Below are 20,149 nucleotides of genomic sequence, written 5' to 3'. Positions count from 1 at the left end.
CGGTGCTCGGGCTGGCCGGCGACCGGGGCGTGGGCCTGCGGGTGCACGGGCGCACGCGCGGCAACCCCTTCCTGGTGACCGAGCTGCTGGCGGCGGGATCGGACGGGGCCGGCCTGCCGGCGTCGGTCAGCGAGGCGGTGCTGGGCCGGCTCGCGCGCCTCGACCCGGGCCCGCGGGACCTGGTCGACCGGGTCGCCGTCGTGCCCGCACGGGCCGAGGGTTCCCTGCTCGACGCCCTGCACCCGGCCTGGCGGGCGGACGCCGCGCCGGCCGAGGAGCTCGGCCTCCTCGAGCTCCGCGACGGCGGGCTGGCCTTCCGGCACGAGCTGGCGCGGACGGCCGTCGAGGAGGCGCTGCCGCGCACCCGCCGCCTGCGGCTCGACGACGACGTCGTGCGGGTGCTGCTGGCGGGTCCCGATCCGGACCTGGCGCGCGTGCTCCACCATGCGGCCCGCTGCAAGGCGACCGCGGTCGTCGTCGATCACGGGCCTGCCGCCGCCCGCGCCGCCGCCGCAGGCGCCCACCGGCAGTCCCTCGACTTCTACACGCTGCTCCTTCCGCACATCGGCGCGCTGCCGGTGGAGGAACGGGCCGCGGTCCTCGAGGAGTACGCCTGGGAGCTCTACAACGCACACCGGTTCGACGCGGCCGCCGACGCCGCCGCACGGGCCGTCGGGCTGCGCGAGGAGCTGGGCGATCCCGCTCGGCTCGGCCAGGCGCTCGTCACGCTGTCGCGGCAGCAGTACATGCGGGCGGACATGGCCGCGGCCCGGACCACGGTGGACCGCGCGTTCGCGGCCCTCGCCGGCACCGGGGACCGGGCGCGGCTGGCCCTCGCGCGCACCTACCGCGGGGTGCTGCTCGCGCTGAGCGACCACGAGGAGGAGGCGCTCGCCGAGCTGGCCGAGGCCCGGGAGCTGGCGGCCGAGGTCGGCCGGCGGGACCTGGTGGCGCTGTGCCTGAACTACCAGGGCCTCGCGCGGATCCAGCTCGGCGAGCCCGAGGCCGGCCTCGAGCTGCTGCGCCGCAGTGTGCGCGAGGCCGAGGCGATCGGGCACCAGGAGTACGTGGCGCGCGCCTACACGAGCATGGTCAAGGGGCTGCGCCGGGCCGGTCGGTTCACCGAGATGGAACGGACCGTCAGCGAGGGCCTCGACCGCACCCGGGAGGCGGACTTCCTCGCCCACGCCTACACACTCGAGGCCCACGACCTGCTGCTCCGGGCCGTGCGCGGCGACTGGGCGGACGCCGAGGCGGGCCTCGCCGAGCTGGTCGACACCGTCCCGGACGCCGGCGTGCTCGGCCGCGAGACCCTCCCGCTGCTCGCCCGGCTGCGGGTCCGCCGCGGCGCGCCCGACGCCGCCGCTTCGCTCGACCGCTCGTGGGACCTGGCCCGCCGCGCGGACATCCTGCAGGCGTTGGCCCCGACCGCGGTCGCCGCCGTCGAGCAGGCCTGGCTCGCCGGCGAGCCGGTCCCCGACGCGGTCGACCCGGTGCTCGCCCGCACTGCGCGGCGAGGAGCGGAGCGCTACCGCGGCGAGCTGCTGCGCTACCTCGCCCGGGCCGGCCGTCCGGCCGAGCCCTTCCCCGGCTGCCCCGAGGAGTACGCGGCCGGGCTGCGCGGCGACTGGCGGGCCGCAGCCGCCGCCTGGGAGCACCTCGGCGACCCCTACGAGCGGGCGCTCGAGCTCGCGGAGTCCGGCCGGCCGGAGCCGACGCTGCAGGCTCTGCAGCTGCTCGACGAGCTGGGCGCGGAACCCGCGGCCCTGCTCGTCCGGCGGCGGCTGCGGGACCTCGGTATCACCCGGATCCCGCGCGGCCCGCTGCCCGCCACCCGCGACAACCCCGCGGGGCTGACGGACCGGCAGGTCGAGATCCTCCGGCTGGTCGCGCGCGGCCGCACGAACGCGGAGATCGCCGCCGCGCTCGTGCTGTCGGTGCGCACGGTCGACCACCACGTGTCCGCGGTGCTGCAGAAGCTGGGCGTCGCGACCCGGCGGGAGGCGGCCGCCCGCGCGCCCGACCTGCTCGGCCCCGACGACCGCGCCCGTCAGTAGGAGCCCGTGCTCAGTAGTTGCCCTCAGTAGTTGCCCTTGGCCGACCACCCGCCGTCGACCGGGTAGACCTGCCCGGTCACGAACCGGCCCTCCCGGAACAGGTACGCCACCATCGACGCGATCTCCTCGGGCAGGCCGAGCCGGTCAATGATGTGGGCGCGGGCGTTGGCCGCCTTCATCTCCGGCGTGATGTCGCCGAGGATCGGGGTGTCGATCGTGCCGGGCGCGATGGCGTTGACCAGGATGTTCCGCGGGCCGTACTCGAAGGCGGCCTGCTGGGTCAGCCCGATCACGCCGCCCTTCGCCGCCGAGTAGGAGGCGAGGTTCGGCAGGCCGCGCAGCGCGGCGAGCGAGCTGATGTTCACGATCCGCCCGCCGCCGGCCTCGATCATCGACGGGATCACCGCCCGCATCCCGAGCCAGACGCCCTTGAGGTCGGTCGCGAGGACGTTCTCCCAGGCCTCCTCGGTCAGCCCGACGACGGTGTCCTCGCTCTGCATGTTCACGATGCCGGCGACGTTGGCCAGCAGGTCGACCCGGCCGTGCCGCTCGAGCACCCCGGCGATCCCGGCCTCCCAGTCGGCGGCGACCCGGACGTCGAGCTGCACGCCGACGGCCTGCCCGCCCTCCTTCTCCGCGAGCGCGACGGTCTCGGCGGTGTCCTTGATGTCCGCGCACGTCACCAGCGCGCCCTCGGCGGCCAGCCGCAGCGCGGTGGCGCGGCCGATGCCCTGCGCGGCGCCGGTGACGACGGCGACCTTGTCGCGCAGCGTGGCCTCCTGAAGCGGGGGGAGATCGGACACGACGTGCTCCTCTCGACGACGGCCCGGCCGACGGTAGGAACCGCCGCGCACGGCCGACAGGGCGGCGTCGCCGAGGTGTTGGGAGAGTCCACAGGACCGCCGCGGCCCGGTTGGGGACGTCGACAACGCCGCGCGTACGGGGGGATGACACCCCGGCCCCGCCTCGGGACCCTCCCCGGCAACCGACGAGAGGGGCCACAGGTGGACGGCACGGGACCGGTGTTCGGGCTCTGGTACGACTTCCGCAACCCGGACCCGGAGCGGCCGTTCGGCGCGTTCTACCGCGAGGTCCTGGAGCAGATCGCCTGGGCGGAGCAGAAGGGCCTGGGCTCGGTCTGGCTGACCGAGCACCACTTCTGCGAGGACGGGTACAGCCCCTCGCCCTTCGTGCTGGCGTCGGCGATCGGCGAGCGCACCGCGAACCTGCGGATCGGCACGAACCTGATCGTCTCGCCGCTGCACAACCCCGTGCGGCTGGCCGAGGACGCCGCCACGCTCTCGCTGCTCACCGGCGGCCGGTTCGACCTCGGCGTCGGGCAGGGCTACTGGGAGCGCGAGTTCGCGGCCTTCGGGCAGACCGTGCGGAACCGGCCGAGCCTGCTGGAGGAGGGCGTCGAGATCATCCGGCGCGCCTGGGCCGGCGACGCGAGCGGCTTCGCCGGCAAGCGGTACTCCCTGCCCGAGGGGCTGGCCGTGACCCCGCGGCCGGAGACCACACCCCAGCTGCTGGTCGGCGCCATGGCCGAGCCCGCGATCGCCCGGGCCGCACGCATCGCCGACGGCTTCCTCTCCACCCAGAACGCCCACCAGCAGGCCTACCTCGACGCCGTCGCCGCGCTCGGCAGGCCGGTCGAGGACGCGCGGATCTACGCCGGTCAGTGGGCCGTCATCGCCGAGGACCCGGAGCGGACCTGGGCCCGGATCGGCGAGCACGCCCTCTACCAGCTCAACGAGTACATCGCCTGGGGCGCCTTCGGCCCGCCGGACGCGACCCCGCGCTTCACCGACCCGCAGCAGATCATCGACGCCGGCGCCTACCTCCTGTGGGACGCCGACACCGCCGTGACCGAGCTGACCGCGCTGCTGCGCGGGCGCCCGCAGATCCGCGACGTGCACTTCTGGGCGCAGCTGCCCGGCGAGCCCGTCGACAGCGGCTCGGAGCGCATCGAGTACCTGGCCACGAAGGTGATGCCGCAGGTCCGCGAGCGGCTCGCCGGCTGACCCCCGATCCCGAGAAGGAGACGACATGGCGTACCTGGAGCGCGACGGCAAGCAGGTCTACTACGAGCACCACCGCGGCTCCGGCGGGCGCCCGGTCGTGCTGGTGCACGGCTGGGGCGCGACCAGCGAGTGCTGGGACACCACGCTCACCGCACTGCTGGGCGCGGGGCACGAGGTCGCGCTGATCGAGCACCGCGCGTGCGGGCGCTCGGACAAGGACTTCGACGACGTCTCGGTCGACGCGATCGCCTCCGACGTCGTCGCCCTGGTCCGGCACCTGGGCCTCGACCGCCCGGTGCTCAACGGCTGGTCGCTGGGCGGGGCGGTCGTGGTCGCCGCGGCGGCGGAGCTGGGCGACGAGATCTCCGGCGTGGTCCTGACCGGCGGGGCGAGCCCGCGGTACACCGCGACGGACGGCTGGCCGCACGGCGGCGCCCCCGCGGACACCGAGGCGGTGCTCGCCGGGCTGGCCGCGGACCGGGCGGCGACCTTCCGCGGGATCACGTCGGCGGTGGCCGCCAAGCCGCTCTCGGACGACCTCATGCAGTCCATCTGGCTGCAGTTCATGAAGACGGGCGCCCGGGCCGCGGACACCATCCGCAGCCTGATCGACGTGGACCAGCGCGAACTGCTCGCCGGGCTGTCCGTGCCGGTGCTGTCCCTGCACGGCACGGAGGACGCCTTCGTGTCCTTCGCCGGGGCGAAGGCGGGCGTCGAGCTCTGCCGCGACGGCCGGCTCGTCGAGTTCGCGGGCGTCGGCCACGCCCCGTTCCTCGAGGACCCGGAGACCTACCGCGCCGAGCTCCTGCGCTTCCTGGCCTGACGGGGCGGCGCGTCCCCGCCGACCAGCCGGAGCGCCAGCGCGGCGTACCGGGCGGCCAGCTCGTCGATGGCGAGCCGGCCGTCCGGTTCCCACCACTCGTTCGGCCCGTTGATCATGTCCAGCACGGCGAGCGCGCTCAGCCGCGGGTCGTCGCAGGCGAACTCGCCCGCCTCCGTGCCCGCAGCGAGGAAGTCCCCGAGGGCGTGCTGGTAGCGGCGCCGGTAGACCTGCACCTCGTCGAGCTTCTCCCGCGACAGCGCGCGCAGCTCGCGCCCCGCCACCCACCACGCGTCCCGGTTGGCGCCGATGTGCCCCACGTGCCCGCGGACCAGCCGCTCGAGCCGCTCCCGGTACGTCCCCTCGCCCTCGAGGATCGGCAGCTGGTCGACCACCAGGTCGCGGTCGACCACGTAGATCGACTCGAGGAGCAGCTCCTCCTTGCTCGCGAAGTGGTGGTAGAGCGAGGCGGCCTGGATGTCGGCCGCCTCGGCGATCGCCCGCATCCCCACGCCGTGGTAGCCGCGCTCGCGGAACAGCCGGCTCGCCACCCCCACCAGCTCGGCCCGCCGCGAGGCGTTGCGCGGCCGGGTCGCCTGTGCCCGTGTCGCCCGGGCGGGCGTCGCCTGTGCCTGGGCCACCGTGGATCCCCCTTGCCGTTCAGGCGCTGCCGCCCCGCGCCAGGTCGTCGACCTGCAGGGCGAGCTGGGCCGCCAGCAGGGCGTCGAACCGCCGCAGGTCGAGGCCGCCGACGTGCTCGATGCGGCCCAGGCGGTAGCGGATGGTGTTCTCGTGCACGCCCAGCACCTTCGCCGTGGCGCGCACCTGCGCGCCGCAGGCGAGGTAGTGCCGGAGCGTGTCCGTCAGATCGCCGCCGGTCTCCGCGTCGTTACGGCGCAGCGGGCCGAGCAGCGTCTCGGCGAACCGCACGGCCACCGAGGTGCGCTCGCCGTTGACCACCAGCCGCAACGTGCGGAAGTCCGCGGCGTCGAGCACCCCGGGCCGGCCGCCGAAGCCGGCGACGATCGCCTCGGCGTCCCGGCACTCGGCGTGCGCGGCCGGGTAGTCCTCGACCCGCCGGCAGACCGCCGAGACGACCGCCCGGCGGCAGCCGGTCAGCGGCCCGAGCCGGTCGAGCACCGCGCCCAGCTGCGCCTTCACCCGGGCCTCCGGCGCGCTGCCGGAGGGCAGCCCGGCGAGCAGGACGACGGCGTCGGGCTCGGCGATCGCGAGCACCGGCACCCCGACGGCGTCCGCCACCACCGCGGACGCCGGGGCCCGCCCGTCCCGGGCGCTGCGCCCGTCGGCCACCGGGAGCCGGACGAGCAGGTGCGGCCGCTCCACCTCGAGGCCGACGTGTGCGGCCATGCGCCGCAGGTCGTCCGGGGTGCGGGAGCCGCGCAGCAGCTCGCCGAGGACGTCGTCGCGGGCCTGCACGACCGCCTGCGCGCGCCGGGTCTCCGACAGCGACTGCAGGGCCAGCACGGCCGCGGCGTACTCGGCGACCGCCGCGTCGGCCGGGCCGAGCCGCCGCCCCGTCTCGACGACGTCGAGGTAGCCGGACACCTCCCCCTCGCCGACGAGGGCGGCGACGAGGTGGCGACGCATCAGACCGGCGTCGGGATCGGGCGGCAGCACCGCCGTGCTGTGTTCCGGTCCGAGATCGGCGAGCGCCGTGCGGACGCGGGCGGTCCCGGGCAGGAAGGAGGACTCGTGCAGCGTCGCGGGCCCCTCGGGGGCGCTCCAGGACACGGGGTGCAGCGCGGCGTCGAGCAGCGCGACGCCGGTGCCGAGCATCGACGCCAGGAGCGCGACCAGCGCGTCGCCCTCGGTCCCGCTGGCGACGGCGGCGGACAGCCGCCGCTGCAGCTCCCGGGTCCGGCCCAGCTCCGCGAGCTCGCGGCGCTGCCGGGCCCCGACGTTCGCCTGCCGCTCCCGGCCGAGGATCGTCTCGGCGAGGCCGGCGTACGGGGCCGCCGCGGTGGCGTCGCGCTCGGCGGCGGTGTCGTCCGGCGGGCGGCCGTCGACGGCGGGGCGCTCGACCTCGAGCACCCCGGCGACCTCCCCCTCGACGAGCAGTGGCACCGCGGCGCTGGTGTGCGCGCACTCCCGCGGGTCCCCGTCGGCGGCGAGCCGCGCGAGGCCGCCGTCGGGGCGGCGGGCGTACACCACGCAGCGTGCGGCGCCGAGCTCCGCGCGCAGCGCACGCGCGACCAGCGTCAACTCCGCGGTCACGTCCTGTTGCGGCGGCTCGGGGCGGACCGTTGTAGGACTCGCCATGGCTCCCCCTCGACGTCGTTGGTTCGGCAGGGCCCTGCGACTACCGTCACAATCTGCCTCCCTAACAGTCGTTAGGCAAGAGTCGACGCGGGACGAGACACGGAAGGACGCCCACATGGATGTCGGTGTGCTGCTGGTGTTCCAGAACTGGCACGAGAACCTGTCCGACGGCGAGATGTTCCGGCAGGAGGCCGAGCTCGGCGTCCTGGCCGAGGAGTACGGATTCGACTCCGTCTGGGCCGCCGAGCACCACTTCGACGACTACTCGATGTGCCCGGACAACCTGCAGCTGATGACCTACCTGGCCGGGAAGACCTCGCGCATCAAGCTGGGGACGGGCGCGGTCATCCTGCCGTGGAACAACCCGCTGCGGGTGGTCGAGAAGGCGATCATGCTCGACCACCTGTCCGGCGGGCGGGTGCTGCTCGGGATGGGCCGCGGCCTGGCGAAGATGGAGTACGAGCAGTTCGGCGTGGACATGAACGAGTCCCGCCAGCGCTTCGACGAGGCCGCCCCGGTCATCGTCGCGGGCCTGCGGAACGGGTACGTCGAGAACGACGGGCCCTTCTACCCGCAGCCTCGGGCGGTCGTGCGGCCCGGCCCCGCGCCGGAGTACGACTGGACCGGCCGGATCTACGGCGTCGCGATGTCGCCGGACTCCGTGCCCGCCGTCGCCAAGGTCGGCGCCCGGATGATGACCTTCATGCAGTACCCGGCGGAGGTCCACGCCGAGTCGATCAACCGCTACCGCGACATCTACCGCGAGGAGCACGGCACCGAGCCGCTGCCGGTGCACACCCAGGACTTCGTGTACTGCCACGAGGACCCGGAGGAGGCGGAGAAGACCGCCCGCGAGTACCTGTCGCGCTACTTCCTGTCCGTGGTGAAGCACTACGACTTCGCCGGCAAGCACTGGCGCGAGACCAAGGGCTACGAGGCCTACCAGGTCGGTGCCGACATGATCCGCGAGGCCGGCATGGAGGCGGCGGCCGCGGGCTATGCGGACACGCAGGTCTGGGGCACGCCCGAGCAGTGCATCGAGAAGTACAAGCACCGCCTCGAGGTGCTCGGCCCGCACCACCCGTCGATCGCGCCGTCGTTCGCCGGTCTGCCCTTCGAGAAGGTCCGGGCCTCGCTGAAGCTGTTCGGCGAGAAGGTCGTGCCCGAGCTGAAGAAGCTCGGCGTCGCGGCTCCGGTGGGGGTGTGACGTGGGCGCGCTCGAGGAGGAGAACAAGAAGGTCGTCACCGAGTTCATGGAGGTCTTCTCCTCCGGTGACGTGAACGGGATCCTGGGCTCGCTCACGGACGACGCCACCTGGTGGGTCGCCGGCAACATCCCCGGCATCTCCGGGACCAAGGACAAGTCCGGCTTCGGCGAGATGCTCGGCGGGATCGCCGAGGGCACGAAGACCGGCGCCATCACGCTCACCCCGCTGGCCTTCACCGCCGAGGGCGAGCGGGTGGCGGTGGAGACGGAGTCCTACGCGGAGCTGAAGAACGGGCGGGTCTACAACAACCTGTACCACTTCGTCTTCACCGTGCGGGACGGCAAGATCAGCTCGGTGAAGGAGTTCCTCGACACCGAGCACACCACCGCGGTGTTCGTCGCCCCCTGATCCACCCTGTGAGTGGCGATAGTCGCTATGGCGACTATCGCCACTCACGGCTTTCTAGGCGTGGACGCCCGCGGACCAGTGCTCGCGGAGGCTCCGCTTGTCGAGCTTCCCGACGCTGGTGCGCGGCAGCTCGGTGGTCACCTCGACGCGCTCGGGCAGCCACCAGCGCGGCACCCGATCCCCCAGCCGCGCCTTGAGCTCCTCGCCGGTCGCGGCCGAGCCGGGGTTCAACACCACGAGCGCCAGCGGCCGCTCCTGCCAGCGCGGGTGCGGCACGGCGACCACGGCGGCCTCCGCCACCTCCGGGTCGGCCAGCAGCGCCTGCTCGAGGGCCAGGGAGCTGATCCACTCGCCGCCGCTCTTGATCAGGTCCTTGGCGCGGTCGACGATCCGCATCCAGCCGTCCGGGTCGATGACGGCGACGTCGCCGGTCAGCAGCCAGCCGTCGTCGAACCGCTCGGGGGCCTCGCCGAGGTAGTACCCGGTGGCCACCCACGGGCCCTTGACCTGCAGCTCCCCCGCGGACTCGCCGTCCCACGGGAGCTCCTGGCCGGCGTCGTCGACGATCCGCCACTGCAGGCCCGGCAGCAGCCGGCCCTGGCTCTGCGTGCGGCGGCGGTGCTCCTCGCGGTCGGCGAGCGGCCGGGGCGGGCGGGTGAAGCTGGCCATCGGGGACAGCTCGGTCATGCCCCAGCCCTGGTAGACGGGAATGCCCAGCTCCTCCTCGAGGTCGCGGATCAGGGCGAGGCTCGGGGTGGAGCCGCCGAGCACGAGCGCCCGCAGGCTGCGCAGGTCGCCACCGTGCTCGCGGACGTGCCGGAGGATGTCGACGGCCACCGTCGGCACCATCCCGACGTAGGTCACCTTCTCGCGCTCGATGATCCGCGCGATCTCCGCGGGCGTCGGGTGCGGTCCGGGCAGCACCTGGGTGGCGCCGGTCATCGTGGCCGCGAACGGGACGCCCCAGGCGTTGGCGTGGAACATCGGGACGACGTGCAGCACGGTGTCCGCGGCCGAGATCGCGTGCCCGTCGGCGAGGCAGGCGGCGAAGGTGTGCAGGTAGAGGCCGCGGTGGCTGTACCCGACGCCCTTCGGCCGGCCGGTGGTGCCGGAGGTGTAGCAGAGGACGGCGAGGTCGTCCTCGCGCACGCCGGGCTCGCCGTCGAAGGCCGGGCCGTCGACCAGCAGGGCCTCGTAGGCGTCGCCGGTGTCGAGCACGCCCAGCTCGGGCTGGACGCCGTCGAGCAGGTGCTGCAGCTCGGCGTCGGCCACGATCAGCCGGTCGTCGGCGTGCCCGGCGATGTAGGCGATCTCCTCCGCGGACAGCCGCAGGTTGAGCGTGTGCAGCACCGCGCCGACCTGCGGGACCGCCGCGTACAGCTCGAGGTGGCGGTGGTGGTTCCAGGCCAGGCTGGCCACCCGGTCCCCCGGCCGTACCCCGAGCCGGCGCAGCGCCCCCGCGAGCCGATGGACGCGGTCGGCGTAGGCGGCGTAGTCGTAGCGCAGGACCTCCTCGCCGTGCGCGTACGCCACGATCTCGCGGCCGGGATGGTGCCGGCGCGCCCGGCGCAGGAAATCGGTGATCAGCAGCTCGCCGGGGCGCGTCGTCATGGCGTCAGGGTCGTCGGGCAGCCGGGGGCTGTCACCCGCCCGGGGCCCGGCGGCTTGTGGGCTCCTTCAACGCCGCCACCACCCGCCGGGGGACCTCATCCCCGGCGCGGGCGGTAGTGGCCCGGGACCATCCGCGTGGAGACACCGAAGCGGTTCCAGGCGTTGATCGCCGCGATCGCCGCGACGAGCTGGGCCAGCTCGGTGTCGTCGAACCGTGCGGCCGCCCGCTCCCACACGTCGTCGGGCACGAAGCCGTCCGTGAGCACGGTGATCGCGTCGGTCAGCTCGAGGGCGGCGACCTCGCGCGGCGAGTAGAAGTGCGCCGACTCCTCCCAGGCCGCGAGCTGCACGACCCGCTCGACGGACTCGCCCTGCGCCAGCGCGTCCTTCGTGTGCATGTCCAGGCAGAAGGCGCAGTGGTTGAGCTGCGAGGCGCGGATCCGGACGAGCTCGACGAGCGCCGGCTCGAGGCCCGCGCCGGCGGCGGCGCCGAATCGGGCCATGGCCTTGTAGACGTCCGGGACGAGCTCGGCGAGCACGAGCCGCGGGGGGTGCTCGGGGTTGCGGGCGGGGGCGGGGGTCTGCTCGGTGATGGTCACGTGCCCGACGGTAGGCGCCGGTTGGCGCACGGATGTGGTCCACTTCCGGCATGGTTTCGCGGGCCACTTCGGACCTCCACCTCGACCTCGCGCCCGGTCGTGGGGTGCGGTCCGGGCTCATGGAGGCCCTGCGCGACGCAGTGCGCAGCGGACGGCTGACCCCGGGCTCGCGGCTGCCCTCCTCCCGGTCGCTGGCGGCCGACCTCGGGCTGGCGCGCAACACGGTCGCGGACGCCTACGCGGAGCTGGTCGCCGAGGGCTGGCTGACGGCCCGGCAGGGCTCGGGCACGCGGGTGGCGCCGCGTGCCGTCCCCTGCGACCGGCCTCCGGGTCCGGTCCGTCCGCTGCCGCCGGACCTCGCGCGGCCGGCGCACGACCTGCGGCCGGGCCGGCCGGACGTCGCGGCCTTCCCCCGCGCGGCCTGGCTGCGGGCCACGGGCCGCACGCTGGCCGCGGCCCCGGACGAGGCCTTCGGCTACGGCGACGACCGCGGCCGGCCGGAGCTGCGGGCCGCGCTGGCCGAGCACCTCGCGCGGGCCCGCGGGGTGCGCACCACACCGGACCGGATCGTGGTGTGCGCAGGTGCGGTGCACGGGCTCGCCCTGCTCGCCGGCCTGCTGCGGGCCCGCCGGGTCCGGCGGGTGGCCGCGGAGGCGCACGGCCTGCACCTGCACCGGGAGCTGCTCGAGCGGCACGGGCTCGCAGTCGGCGCCCTGCCCGTCGACGACGCCGGGGCCCGCACCGACCTCCTCGACGGCGAGGGGGCCGTCCTGCTCACCCCGGCCCACCAGTTCCCCACCGGCGTGGCCCTGCGGCCGGACCGCCGGGCCGCGGCGGTCGACTGGGCCCGCGCGACCGCTGGGCTGGTGGTCGAGGACGACTACGACGGCGAGTTCCGCTACGACCGCCGGCCGGTCGGCGCCCTGCAGGGCCTGGACCCCGAGCGGGTGGTGTACCTCGGCACCGCCAGCAAGGCCCTCGCGCCGGGCCTGCGGCTCGGCTGGCTGGTCCTGCCGGCCGGGCTCGCCGCCGAGGTGGAGCGGGCGGTGGCCGGGGAGGGCGGGACCCGGGTGTCCGCCGTCGACCAGCTCGTCCTCGCGGACCTGCTCACCTCGGGGGTCTACGACCGGCACGTCCGGGAGCGGCGGCAGGCCTACCGGCGGCGCCGGGACGAGCTCGTCGCCACCCTGGCGGAGCGGGCACCGGGCGTCGCGGTGCGCGGGCTGGCGGCGGGGCTGCACGCGCTGGTCGAGCTGCCCACCGGGGACGGACCGCCCGGCGCGGCGGAGGCCGCCGCCCAGCGGGCGGCGGCCTGGCACGGGCTGGCGGTCGAGGGCCTGGACCGGTTCCGGCACCCGGACGCCCCGCCCCGGCCGGACGCGCTGGTGGTCGGGTACGCCACGCCGTCGCCGTCGGCCTGGGCGGGTGCGCTGGAGGCGCTGTGCCGGGTGCTCGCCCGGCCCGCCGGGTGAGGAGCTAGCGGGCGCGGCGGGTGCGCAGGTGGTCGAGGCTGTAGCGGCCGCCGCCGATGGCGCAGAGCAGCAGGAAGATCCAGCTGTAGAGCGCGGCGGGCTCGCCCATGTTGTAGATCGGGTTCCAGCCCTGCGGCAGGTGCATCGCGAAGTAGGCGAAGGCCATCATCCCCGAGAGCACGAAGCCGGCCGGCCGCACGTACAGGCCGATCGCGACGAGCACCGCGCCGACGAGCTCGACCACGGAGACCCACCAGTAGAGCGTGAAGGGTGGCAGCCCGGTACCGGCGCCGTCGACACCGCCGAAGAGGCCGAAGCCCATGACCGCGTGCAGCGCGTACAGGAACCCGACGACGATGCGGAACGCCAGCAGCACCAGCTGCGGCGCGGCCTCGCGGATGCCGGCCGCCCCGCTGTCGGTGATGCCGTCGGTGGTGCGGCGGGTCAGGGCGCGGGTCGTGTCGATCGTGCTCATGGCGGGTCCTCCGTCCGGTGTGTCCGTGCTGTCGTGATGCAGACCGGCTGCAGCGCGGGAACTCATCGCTCCCCGCGACTCGACTGGGGGGTTCGAGTTCCGGCGGAACGGTTACCCGGGCGCGTGGGAGTGGTCCTGGCGGTGGTGGCGGCGGTGCTGAACGCGGCCGCCTCGGTGTTGCAGCGCAAGGCCGCCCGGGAGGAGCCCGAGGAGCGGGAGTTCTCGATCGGCCTGCTGTTCGACCTGGTCCGACGGCCGGTGTGGCTGGCCGGGATCGCGTGCGTGATCACGGGATTCCTCGTCCAGGCCGTGGCGCTGACGCTCGCCGGGGTCGCGGTCGTGCAGCCGCTGCTGGTCGCCGAGCTGCCGTTCACGGTGCTGCTGGCGGCGTGGGCCTTCGGCGCGCGCCCCGGCGTGCGGGAGTGGACGGCGATCGGCGTGCTCGCCGCCGGCCTGGTCCTCGTCGTGGTCGCGCTGGCCCCGACCGGCGGCGACCCGGTGGCGGTGTCCGGCTGGACGTGGGTGGTCGGGTCGGCCGTGGTCGCCGTGATCGTCGGAGCGACCGTGGCCGCCGGCCGCGGGACGACGGGGGCGGCGCGCGCGGGGTGGCTCGGCATCGGGACCGGCACGGCGTTCGGCTACGTCGCGGTGCTGGTGGCGGCGGTGGGCGCGATCGCCGGGCGGGAGGGCGTGCACGGCGTGCTCACCGCGTGGCAGACCTGGGCGGTGGTCGTCGTCGGGCCGCTGTCGTTCTTCCTGCTCCAGACCGCGCTGCAGGCGGGCAGCCTGGTGGCCTCGCAACCCGGCTTCACGCTGGCGAACCCGCTGCTCGCCACGGCGTGGGGCGTGGTCGTCTACGGCGAGCAGGTCCGCGGCGGCGCCTGGTACGCGATGGCCGCCGCCGGCGGGGCGGCGCTGGTCCTCGGCACGTTCGTGCTGGTCCGCTCGCCGCAGCTCAGCGACGGCGACCGGGACGAGGCCGCTCCCGCCGCCCGCTGACCCCGTCCCCCGATCGCCCGACACCGCGCTCCCCCGGCGGATCGGGCGACGGCCCGACGGTGCCGGAGCCCCCTCGGCGGGACCGTGTGTCCAGCGGGGAACGAACCCCGCGACCACCGGACCAGACCAGGGAGCACGGCCATGAGCATCACCTTCTTCCAGCGCACCACCGGCACCGACCGTCCCGCCCGCCGTCGCAACCCCTTCCGGCTCGCGCAGTTCCGCCCGGCCGCCCCCTTCGCCGGGATCTTCCCGGCCGACCGCGACCGCGAGCGGGTCCTCGACGAGCTGCGTGCCGTCGGCGCGCCCGGCGACCTCGTCGCCCGCGCGAACGTCTGAACCCCCCGGGCCCCGGCCGCGTTCAGGACGCGACGGGGACCCCCGCCCGCGCCGCCCCCTCCCGCGCCGGCAACGCCTGCGACGCGACCCGGCCGGCGTGCCGATGGGTGATCGTGGTGTCCAGCAGCTCGTCGGCTCGGTAGGTCGCGCCCCGTCACCCGCTGCCGGGCGGCCCGGCCGGAACGGCTCGAGCCGGGTCCGCGTCACGCGGTCACCCTCGCCCGGGCGGGTGGACGGCCGCAACCGGCGCGCCCTGGTGGAGACGGCGCTGTGTGGTCGTTCACGCTGCCGCCCGCCGCCCCCTCGTGGTTACTGTGGTCGGGTCCAGCACGGACCCGAGGACAGCCCGAGGACAGGAGGAGGCCCGCCATGACCGGTGCCCGCCTCGTCTCGCGTCGCTGGCTCGACGGGCTCGGTTCGCCGCCCGGGCACTGTCCCCGCTAGACCCGCACGCCCGGTGCCGCCTCGCGCACCGGTCCGCGTCCCGCCGGACCCGTCGGTCGGTCCGGCCTCCCGTCCCGGCCCAACGGCCGCACCCACTTCGTGCCCTCCCACCAGGAGATCCGCATGCGCTTCCAGGTCCTCGACATCGTCCCGCACGCCCCGCACCCGGTCACCGGGGAGATCATCTCGGTCCACGAGCGCCTGGAGCGGGTGGTGGAGAACGCCGTGCTCGCCGAGCGGCTCGGCTTCGACTCCTTCGCCGTCGGGGAGCGGCACGCGGGCGAGTTCGTCTCCTCCGCCCCGACCGTGCTGCTCGGCGCGCTGGCCCAGGCCACGGACCGGATCCTGCTCAGCACCGGCGTGACCGTGCTGTCGCTGCTCGACCCGGTCCGCGTGGCCGAGGACTACGCGACGGTCGACCAGCTCTCCGGCGGCCGGCTGGAGATCGTCATCGGGAAGGGCAACGAGGACAAGCACTTCCCGCTGTTCGGGCTGGAGCTGGCCAAGCAGTACGAGTACCTCACCGAGAACTACGAGCTGCTGCGCCGGCTGCTGCGCGAGGAGCGCGTGTCCTGGGAGGGGGTGCACCACCACGACCTCGACGGGGTGACGACCTTCCCGCGGCCCTTCGACGGTCCCTTCCGGATCTGGCACGGCTCGGCCACCTCCACCGCCGCCGTCGACCTGGCCGCGAAGTGGGGCGACCCGATCTTCAGCGCCAACGCCCTGCAGCCGCGGGAGAACTACCTGGTCCTCATCGACCGGTACCGCGAGCAGCTCGAGGCGCACGGGCACGACCCCGCCGTCGGCTACGTCGGCTCCGGCTCGGGCGGACTGTTCCTCGCCGACACGGACGAGCAGGCGGTCGCGGAGTACCGGCCGATCTACGAGGCGCAGGCCGCCAAGCTCGCCGCCGCGCACGCCGGCGACCCGCGCAAGGGCAAGACCATGTCGTTCACGACGATCGAGGAGGCCGTCGCGCACGGACCGGCCCTGGTCGGCACTCCGGAGCGGGTCGCCGCGAAGATCCTCGACTACCACAAGTCCTACCGGCACGACGTCCAGTCGGTCTCGATCAACCCCGTCCTGCCCTATCCGCAGCAGCAGGAGGTGCTGAGCCGGTTCGCCGAGGAGGTCGTGCCGCTGGTCCGCCGCGAGGTGTCGACCACGCTGTGGGGGCCGCGGGACCCGGGCCGCGCCGAGGGCCTCGTCCTCTCCTGAGCGTGCGCCACCCGAGGACCGTCCAGGAAGGACCCATGGTCGTCCACGACTCGCTGATCGACCTGGTCGGCGGCACCCCGCTCGTCCGGCTGCGCCGGCTCACCGCCGGCCTCGCCGCCACCGTGCTCGTCAAGCCCGAGTACCTCAACCCGGGCGGCTCGGTGAAGGATCGCGCCGCCACCGCGATGGTGCTCGCCGCGGAGCGCGACGGCGTGCTCGCACCCGGCGGCACGATCGTCGAGGCCTCCTCGGGCAACACCGGGATCGGGCTCGCCCAGGCCGCCGCGGTCCGCGGGCACCGGATCGTCGTCGTCCTGCCGGACACCGTGGCCGTGGAGAAGCTGGACATCCTGCGCGCCTACGGCGCCGAGGTCGTCACGACGCGCGCGAGCCTGCCCCGCGAACACCCCGAGCACGTCAACCGGCTGGCCCGGCGGATCGCGGCGGAGACGCCCGGCGGCTGGTTCGCCGACCAGTACGACAACCCGGCGAACCCGACCGTGCACCACGCGACCACCGGGCCGGAGATCTGGGCGGCGACCGAGGGCCGGGTGACGCACCTCGTCGCCGGGATCGGCACCGGCGGCACGATCTCGGGCACCGGGCGGTACCTCAAGGAGGTGGGCCCGGTCGAGGTTGTCGGCGCCGACCCCGCCACCTCGGTCTACAACGGCGGCGACGGCAGCCCCTTCTTCGTCGAGGCCTCCGGGCACTACCGGCACACCGACACCGTCGACGACACCTGGCCGCTGTCCTACCACCGGGAGGTCGTCGACCGGATCGAGGTGATCGACGACCGCGAGTCCGTGCTGACCACGCGCCGGCTGGCGCGGGAGGAGGGCCTGCTGGTGGGCGCCTCGTCCGGGCTGGCCGTGGCGGCCGCGCTGCGGGTGGCGCGCGGGCTCGGGCCCCAGCACACCGTGGTGGCGGTCCTCCCCGACTCCGGGCGGGCCTACCTGTCGAAGTACCACTCGGTGGGCTGGCTGCGCCGCCTCGGCTTCCTCGACGACGACCGCTCCGGACTGCTCGCCGACGCCGGCGCGCCGGTGCACACCGTCACCACCCGCACGCCGCTCGGTGAGGCCGCCGCGCTGGCCGCGGGACCGGCGCGGGACCAGCCGCTGGTCCCGGTCGTCCTGCCAGGGCGCAGCCCGCGCTTCGCCACCGCCGTCTCCGAGGTACTCGGCGCGCTCGACCCGGCGGTGCTCACCGACGGGGCCGCCCGCCGCGACCCGGCGACGCCGGTGGGCGAGCTCGCCGACCCGGCGCCGGTCGCAATCGGCACCGGCGAGACCGCGCAGGAGGCGCTCGCCTGCCTCGACGCCGCCGGCGGCGCGCACGCCCTGCTGCTGCGCGACGGCCGCCTCGCCGGGCTGCTGACCCGCGCCGCCCTCGTCGCCCGGGCGGCGGCGGCCGCGCGGTGAGCGCCCGGACCACGCACGCCTGCCACGGCCCGCCGGACCCCGCGCCGCCGGTCCCGCGCGACCGCGAGGGACTGCTCACGCAGGTGCTGCCGGCGCTGGCCGACACCGTCCGGACCGGGGCACGCCGGCGCGAGGAGCAGCGCACCCTCCCCTACCGCGAGATGCAGGCCTTCCGCGACTCCGGGCTGGGCTCGCTGCGCGTCCCCGCCCTGCTGGGCGGCCCCGGCGGCTCGATCGCGGACGTCGTCAAGGCGGTCGTGCGGCTCGCCGCGGCGGACTCCAACGTCGCCCAGGCCACCCGGGCCCACTTCGCGCACATCGAGCGGCTCCTCGAACCCGGGCTGCCCGACGCCGGCCGCCGCCTCCGCGAGCTGCGGGAGGGCGTGCTGGTCGGCGAGGCGACCTCCGAACGCACCGGCACCCGGCCCTTCGACCTCGGCACCCGGCTGCGGCGCACCGGCGGCCGGCTGCTCCTCACCGGCGAGAAGCACTACGCCACCGGCGGGCTCTTCGCCTCCCACCTCACCGTCCTCGCCCTCGACGACGCCGACCGCCCGGTGTGGGCGCTCGTGCCGGTCGACGCGCCCGGGGTCGAGCTGTGGGACGACTGGGAAGGCATGGGTCAGCGGCTGACGGCCACCGGGTCGGCCGTGTTCACCGACGTCGAGGTGGACCCGGCCGCAGTGCTGCGGCCCGCGCCCGGCCGCCCCGAGCCGACCGTGACCTCCAGCTTCCGCGCCCTGCACCTCGCCGCGGTGGGCGCGGGGATCGCCACGGCCGCCGTCTCCGACATCGCCGGGTTCACCCGCACCAACCCGCGCGCCGCCGAGGCTGCCGAGGCCGGACGGGCCGCCGACGACCCCTTCGTCCGGGCCGCGGTGGGCGAGGCCGCGACGCTGGCCTACACGGCCCGGTCGGTCGTGCTCAGCGCCGCGCGCGCCCTCGATGCGGCGGCGGAGCACCGCTCGGCGGACGAGCTGGCGGCGGCCGCGGCCGAGGTCACCCAGGCGAAGGTCGTGGCCGACCGGGCCGCCCAGCAGGCGGCCACGGTGATCTTCGACGCCGCCGGCGCGTCGGCCACGCTCACCTCGGAGGGCCTGGACCGGCACTGGCGCAACGCACGCACGCTGGCCAGCCACGATCACGCCGCACACGCGGCCCGGGCGATCGGCGACTACGTCCTGCACCGGACGGCGCCGCCGGGCGACGGGCTGCCCTAGCGTGCGACCCGGTGCCGTCGACGCGATCCGAGCAGCGGCAACGGGATGCGGCGACGGGGCCGGTTCGGCAACCGGCCCGCCACGGCGTCGTCGATCAGGCCCTTGACGGTCTCGGCGGCGTCCGTGCGGTTCGCGCCGATCCCGCCGGTCGAGCCGCGCTTGATCCAGCCGACGACGTAGGTGCCGGGCCTGCCCTCGACGCGGCCCTCGTGGTTCGGGACGGTGCCCGTGGCGTCGTCGAACGGCAGGCCGGCGAGGGGGCGCCCGCGGTGCCCGACGGCCCGGACGACCATCCCGGCCGGGATCTCCACCTCGCCGTCCGGGCCGGTCACCCGGACCGCCTCGACCCGGCCGTCGCCGGTGATCGCCGTGGGCGAGGAGTGGAAGCGCAGCACCAGCCGGCGCGGTCCCTCCGGGACCGGTGCCGACCAGTCGACCACCTCGCGGCGCGCCTCCTGCAGCAGCGCCGCGTGCTCGCCCGGCACGGCCTCGTCGATCGCCTTCCCGGTGCGCGGGTCGGCGTCGTCGACCACGACCTCCACGCCCTCCCGGCGCAGCAGCGCGACGATCTCGGGCCGGGTGTAGGCGGCGGTGTCCGGGCCGCGGCGGGCCAGCAGGACGACCTCGCGGATCCCCGACCCGCGCAGCAGCTCCAGCGCCCCGCCCGCGATCGCGGTGTCCACGAGATCGGCCGGGTCGGCCGTGAGGATCCGCGCGACGTCGAGCGCCACGTTCCCGGTGCCGACGACGACCACCCGCCCCGACGACAGGTCGACCGCGCCGGGCGCGATCTCGGGGTGGCCGTTGTACCAGCCGACGACCGTGGTGGCGGGCAGGCTGCCGGGCAGGTCCTCCCCCGGCACGCCGAGCGACCGGGACTCCGACGCGCCCACGGCGTAGATCACCGCGTCGTGCTGGGCGGCGAGCTCCTCGGGCGTGACGTCCCGGCCGACCTCCACCCCGAGCCGCATCCGCAGCCGGTGGTGGCCGTGGTGGCGGGCGAACGTCTCGCCGATCCGCTTGGTCGACGGGTGGTCGGGCGCCACGCCGAAGCGCACCAGCCCGCCCGCGACGGCCAGCCGGTCGATCAGCGTGACGCGGGCGTCGGTGTGCAGGAGCAGGTCCTGCACGGCGTACATGCCCGCGGGCCCGGTGCCGACCACCGCGACGTCGAGCGCCGGGAAGCCGGCCGGGATGGTGCGGTCGAAGGCGGGCGGGCCCCAGCGGTGGAACACCGGGGTCCGCTCCGCCTCCTCCACCTCCGACGACGGCCGGTCCGCGTAGAACTCCGCGTTGACCTCGGCGTAGCCCTCGAGCGGGCCGCTCAGCAGGTCGACCGGGTGGATGGCGTCCACGGGGCACGCGTCGGCACACGCACCGCAGTCGATGCACGACCGCGGGTCGATGTAGAGCATGTCCGTGGTGCCGAAGTCCGGCTCGTCCGGCGTGGGGTGGATGCAGTTGACCGGGCACGCCGCGACGCAGGACGCGTCGGTGCAGCAGGTCTGGGTGATCGCGTACGGCATCGCGGGGCCTGTCGCTCGGTGG

At 75.4% G+C, this 20,149-nt stretch carries 18 protein-coding genes; 11 read left to right on the top strand and 7 right to left on the bottom strand.

What is annotated here, in order from left to right; genetic code table 11:
• Positions 1-2: 2 nt before the first annotated feature.
• Positions 3-2,057 (top strand): helix-turn-helix transcriptional regulator, encoded by a 2,055-nt coding sequence (locus PKE99_RS06965; RefSeq protein ID WP_051736741.1) that lies wholly within the window; start codon positions 3-5, stop codon positions 2,055-2,057.
• A 23-nt stretch (positions 2,058-2,080) separates the two neighbouring features.
• Here PKE99_RS06965 and PKE99_RS06960 read toward each other — a convergent pair whose 3' ends face one another.
• On the bottom strand, positions 2,081-2,860 hold the full coding sequence (locus PKE99_RS06960) for an SDR family NAD(P)-dependent oxidoreductase (protein WP_037040634.1): 780 nt from the start codon (positions 2,858-2,860) through the stop codon (positions 2,081-2,083).
• 201 nt (positions 2,861-3,061) lie between these two features.
• Between PKE99_RS06960 and PKE99_RS06955 the strand changes: the two genes are divergently transcribed.
• The gene (locus PKE99_RS06955; protein WP_037040632.1) at positions 3,062-4,081 is read left to right on the top strand and encodes an LLM class flavin-dependent oxidoreductase; all 1,020 of its coding nucleotides are present in this window, start codon (positions 3,062-3,064) and stop codon (positions 4,079-4,081) included.
• Positions 4,082-4,106: 25 nt separating this feature from the next.
• The gene (locus tag PKE99_RS06950) at positions 4,107-4,904 is read left to right on the top strand and encodes an alpha/beta fold hydrolase (protein ID WP_037040631.1); all 798 of its coding nucleotides are present in this window, start codon (positions 4,107-4,109) and stop codon (positions 4,902-4,904) included.
• Here PKE99_RS06950 and PKE99_RS06945 read toward each other — a convergent pair.
• Both PKE99_RS06945 and PKE99_RS06940 read right to left on the bottom strand, forming a co-directional pair.
• Positions 4,871-5,542, bottom strand: a complete 672-nt coding sequence (locus PKE99_RS06945) for a TetR/AcrR family transcriptional regulator (protein WP_051736740.1) — start codon at positions 5,540-5,542, stop codon at positions 4,871-4,873. The two genes, PKE99_RS06950 and PKE99_RS06945, sit on opposite strands and share 34 nt — an antisense overlap.
• Before the next feature lie 19 nt (positions 5,543-5,561).
• Entirely contained in the window at positions 5,562-7,181 is a 1,620-nt protein-coding gene (locus PKE99_RS06940) for a helix-turn-helix domain-containing protein (protein ID WP_271214852.1), read from the bottom strand.
• Between the two features lie 115 nt (positions 7,182-7,296).
• Between PKE99_RS06940 and PKE99_RS06935 the strand changes: the two genes are divergently transcribed.
• Positions 7,297-8,388 (top strand): LLM class flavin-dependent oxidoreductase, encoded by a 1,092-nt coding sequence (locus PKE99_RS06935; protein WP_037040628.1) that lies wholly within the window; start codon positions 7,297-7,299, stop codon positions 8,386-8,388.
• A gap of 1 nt (position 8,389) precedes the next feature.
• Positions 8,390-8,797, top strand: a complete 408-nt coding sequence (locus tag PKE99_RS06930; protein WP_037040625.1) for a nuclear transport factor 2 family protein — start codon at positions 8,390-8,392, stop codon at positions 8,795-8,797.
• A gap of 54 nt (positions 8,798-8,851) precedes the next feature.
• Here the strand turns inward: PKE99_RS06930 and PKE99_RS06925 are convergent, their stop codons facing one another.
• On the bottom strand, positions 8,852-10,408 hold the full coding sequence (locus PKE99_RS06925) for a long-chain-fatty-acid--CoA ligase (RefSeq protein ID WP_037040621.1): 1,557 nt from the start codon (positions 10,406-10,408) through the stop codon (positions 8,852-8,854).
• 95 nt (positions 10,409-10,503) lie between these two features.
• Positions 10,504-11,007 carry a carboxymuconolactone decarboxylase family protein gene (locus tag PKE99_RS06920; RefSeq protein ID WP_051736739.1) on the bottom strand — a complete coding sequence of 168 codons (504 nt, stop codon included), beginning with the start codon at positions 11,005-11,007 and terminating at the stop codon, positions 10,504-10,506.
• Between the two features lie 50 nt (positions 11,008-11,057).
• On the opposite strand from PKE99_RS06920, the gene pdxR reads away from it, so the two are divergent.
• Complete coding sequence (gene pdxR / locus PKE99_RS06915; RefSeq protein WP_271214851.1) at positions 11,058-12,479, top strand: MocR-like pyridoxine biosynthesis transcription factor PdxR; 1,422 nt, start codon at positions 11,058-11,060, stop codon at positions 12,477-12,479.
• A 4-nt stretch (positions 12,480-12,483) separates the two neighbouring features.
• Here the strand turns inward: pdxR and PKE99_RS06910 are convergent, their stop codons facing one another.
• Positions 12,484-12,954, bottom strand: coding sequence for a DoxX family protein (locus PKE99_RS06910; RefSeq protein WP_156067098.1), 471 nt, complete (start codon positions 12,952-12,954; stop codon positions 12,484-12,486).
• A gap of 123 nt (positions 12,955-13,077) precedes the next feature.
• On the opposite strand from PKE99_RS06910, the gene PKE99_RS06905 reads away from it, so the two are divergent.
• From PKE99_RS06905 to PKE99_RS06885, 5 genes are all read left to right on the top strand, one after another.
• The gene (locus tag PKE99_RS06905; protein WP_037040618.1) at positions 13,078-13,953 is read left to right on the top strand and encodes a DMT family transporter; all 876 of its coding nucleotides are present in this window, start codon (positions 13,078-13,080) and stop codon (positions 13,951-13,953) included.
• A gap of 141 nt (positions 13,954-14,094) precedes the next feature.
• Positions 14,095-14,292, top strand: coding sequence for a hypothetical protein (locus PKE99_RS06900; protein WP_037040615.1), 198 nt, complete (start codon positions 14,095-14,097; stop codon positions 14,290-14,292).
• A gap of 567 nt (positions 14,293-14,859) precedes the next feature.
• Positions 14,860-15,957 carry an LLM class flavin-dependent oxidoreductase gene (locus PKE99_RS06895; protein WP_037040612.1) on the top strand — a complete coding sequence of 366 codons (1,098 nt, stop codon included), beginning with the start codon at positions 14,860-14,862 and terminating at the stop codon, positions 15,955-15,957.
• Between the two features lie 35 nt (positions 15,958-15,992).
• Positions 15,993-17,381, top strand: coding sequence for a PLP-dependent cysteine synthase family protein (locus tag PKE99_RS06890; protein WP_271214850.1), 1,389 nt, complete (start codon positions 15,993-15,995; stop codon positions 17,379-17,381).
• A complete protein-coding gene (locus tag PKE99_RS06885; protein WP_051736736.1) occupies positions 17,378-18,601 on the top strand; it encodes an acyl-CoA dehydrogenase family protein in 1,224 nt (407 codons plus the stop codon). The genes PKE99_RS06890 and PKE99_RS06885 overlap by 4 nt, the downstream gene beginning before the upstream one ends.
• Here PKE99_RS06885 and PKE99_RS06880 read toward each other — a convergent pair.
• Positions 18,598-20,127 carry an FAD-dependent oxidoreductase gene (locus PKE99_RS06880; protein WP_037040610.1) on the bottom strand — a complete coding sequence of 510 codons (1,530 nt, stop codon included), beginning with the start codon at positions 20,125-20,127 and terminating at the stop codon, positions 18,598-18,600. The genes PKE99_RS06885 and PKE99_RS06880 overlap by 4 nt on opposite strands.
• Between the last annotated feature and the right edge of the window lie 22 nt (positions 20,128-20,149).

Source organism: Pseudonocardia halophobica (genome assembly GCF_027922425.1).
Lineage (GTDB): Bacteria > Actinomycetota > Actinomycetes > Mycobacteriales > Pseudonocardiaceae > Pseudonocardia > Pseudonocardia halophobica.
This window is presented reverse-complemented; position numbering and strand designations above follow the sequence as displayed.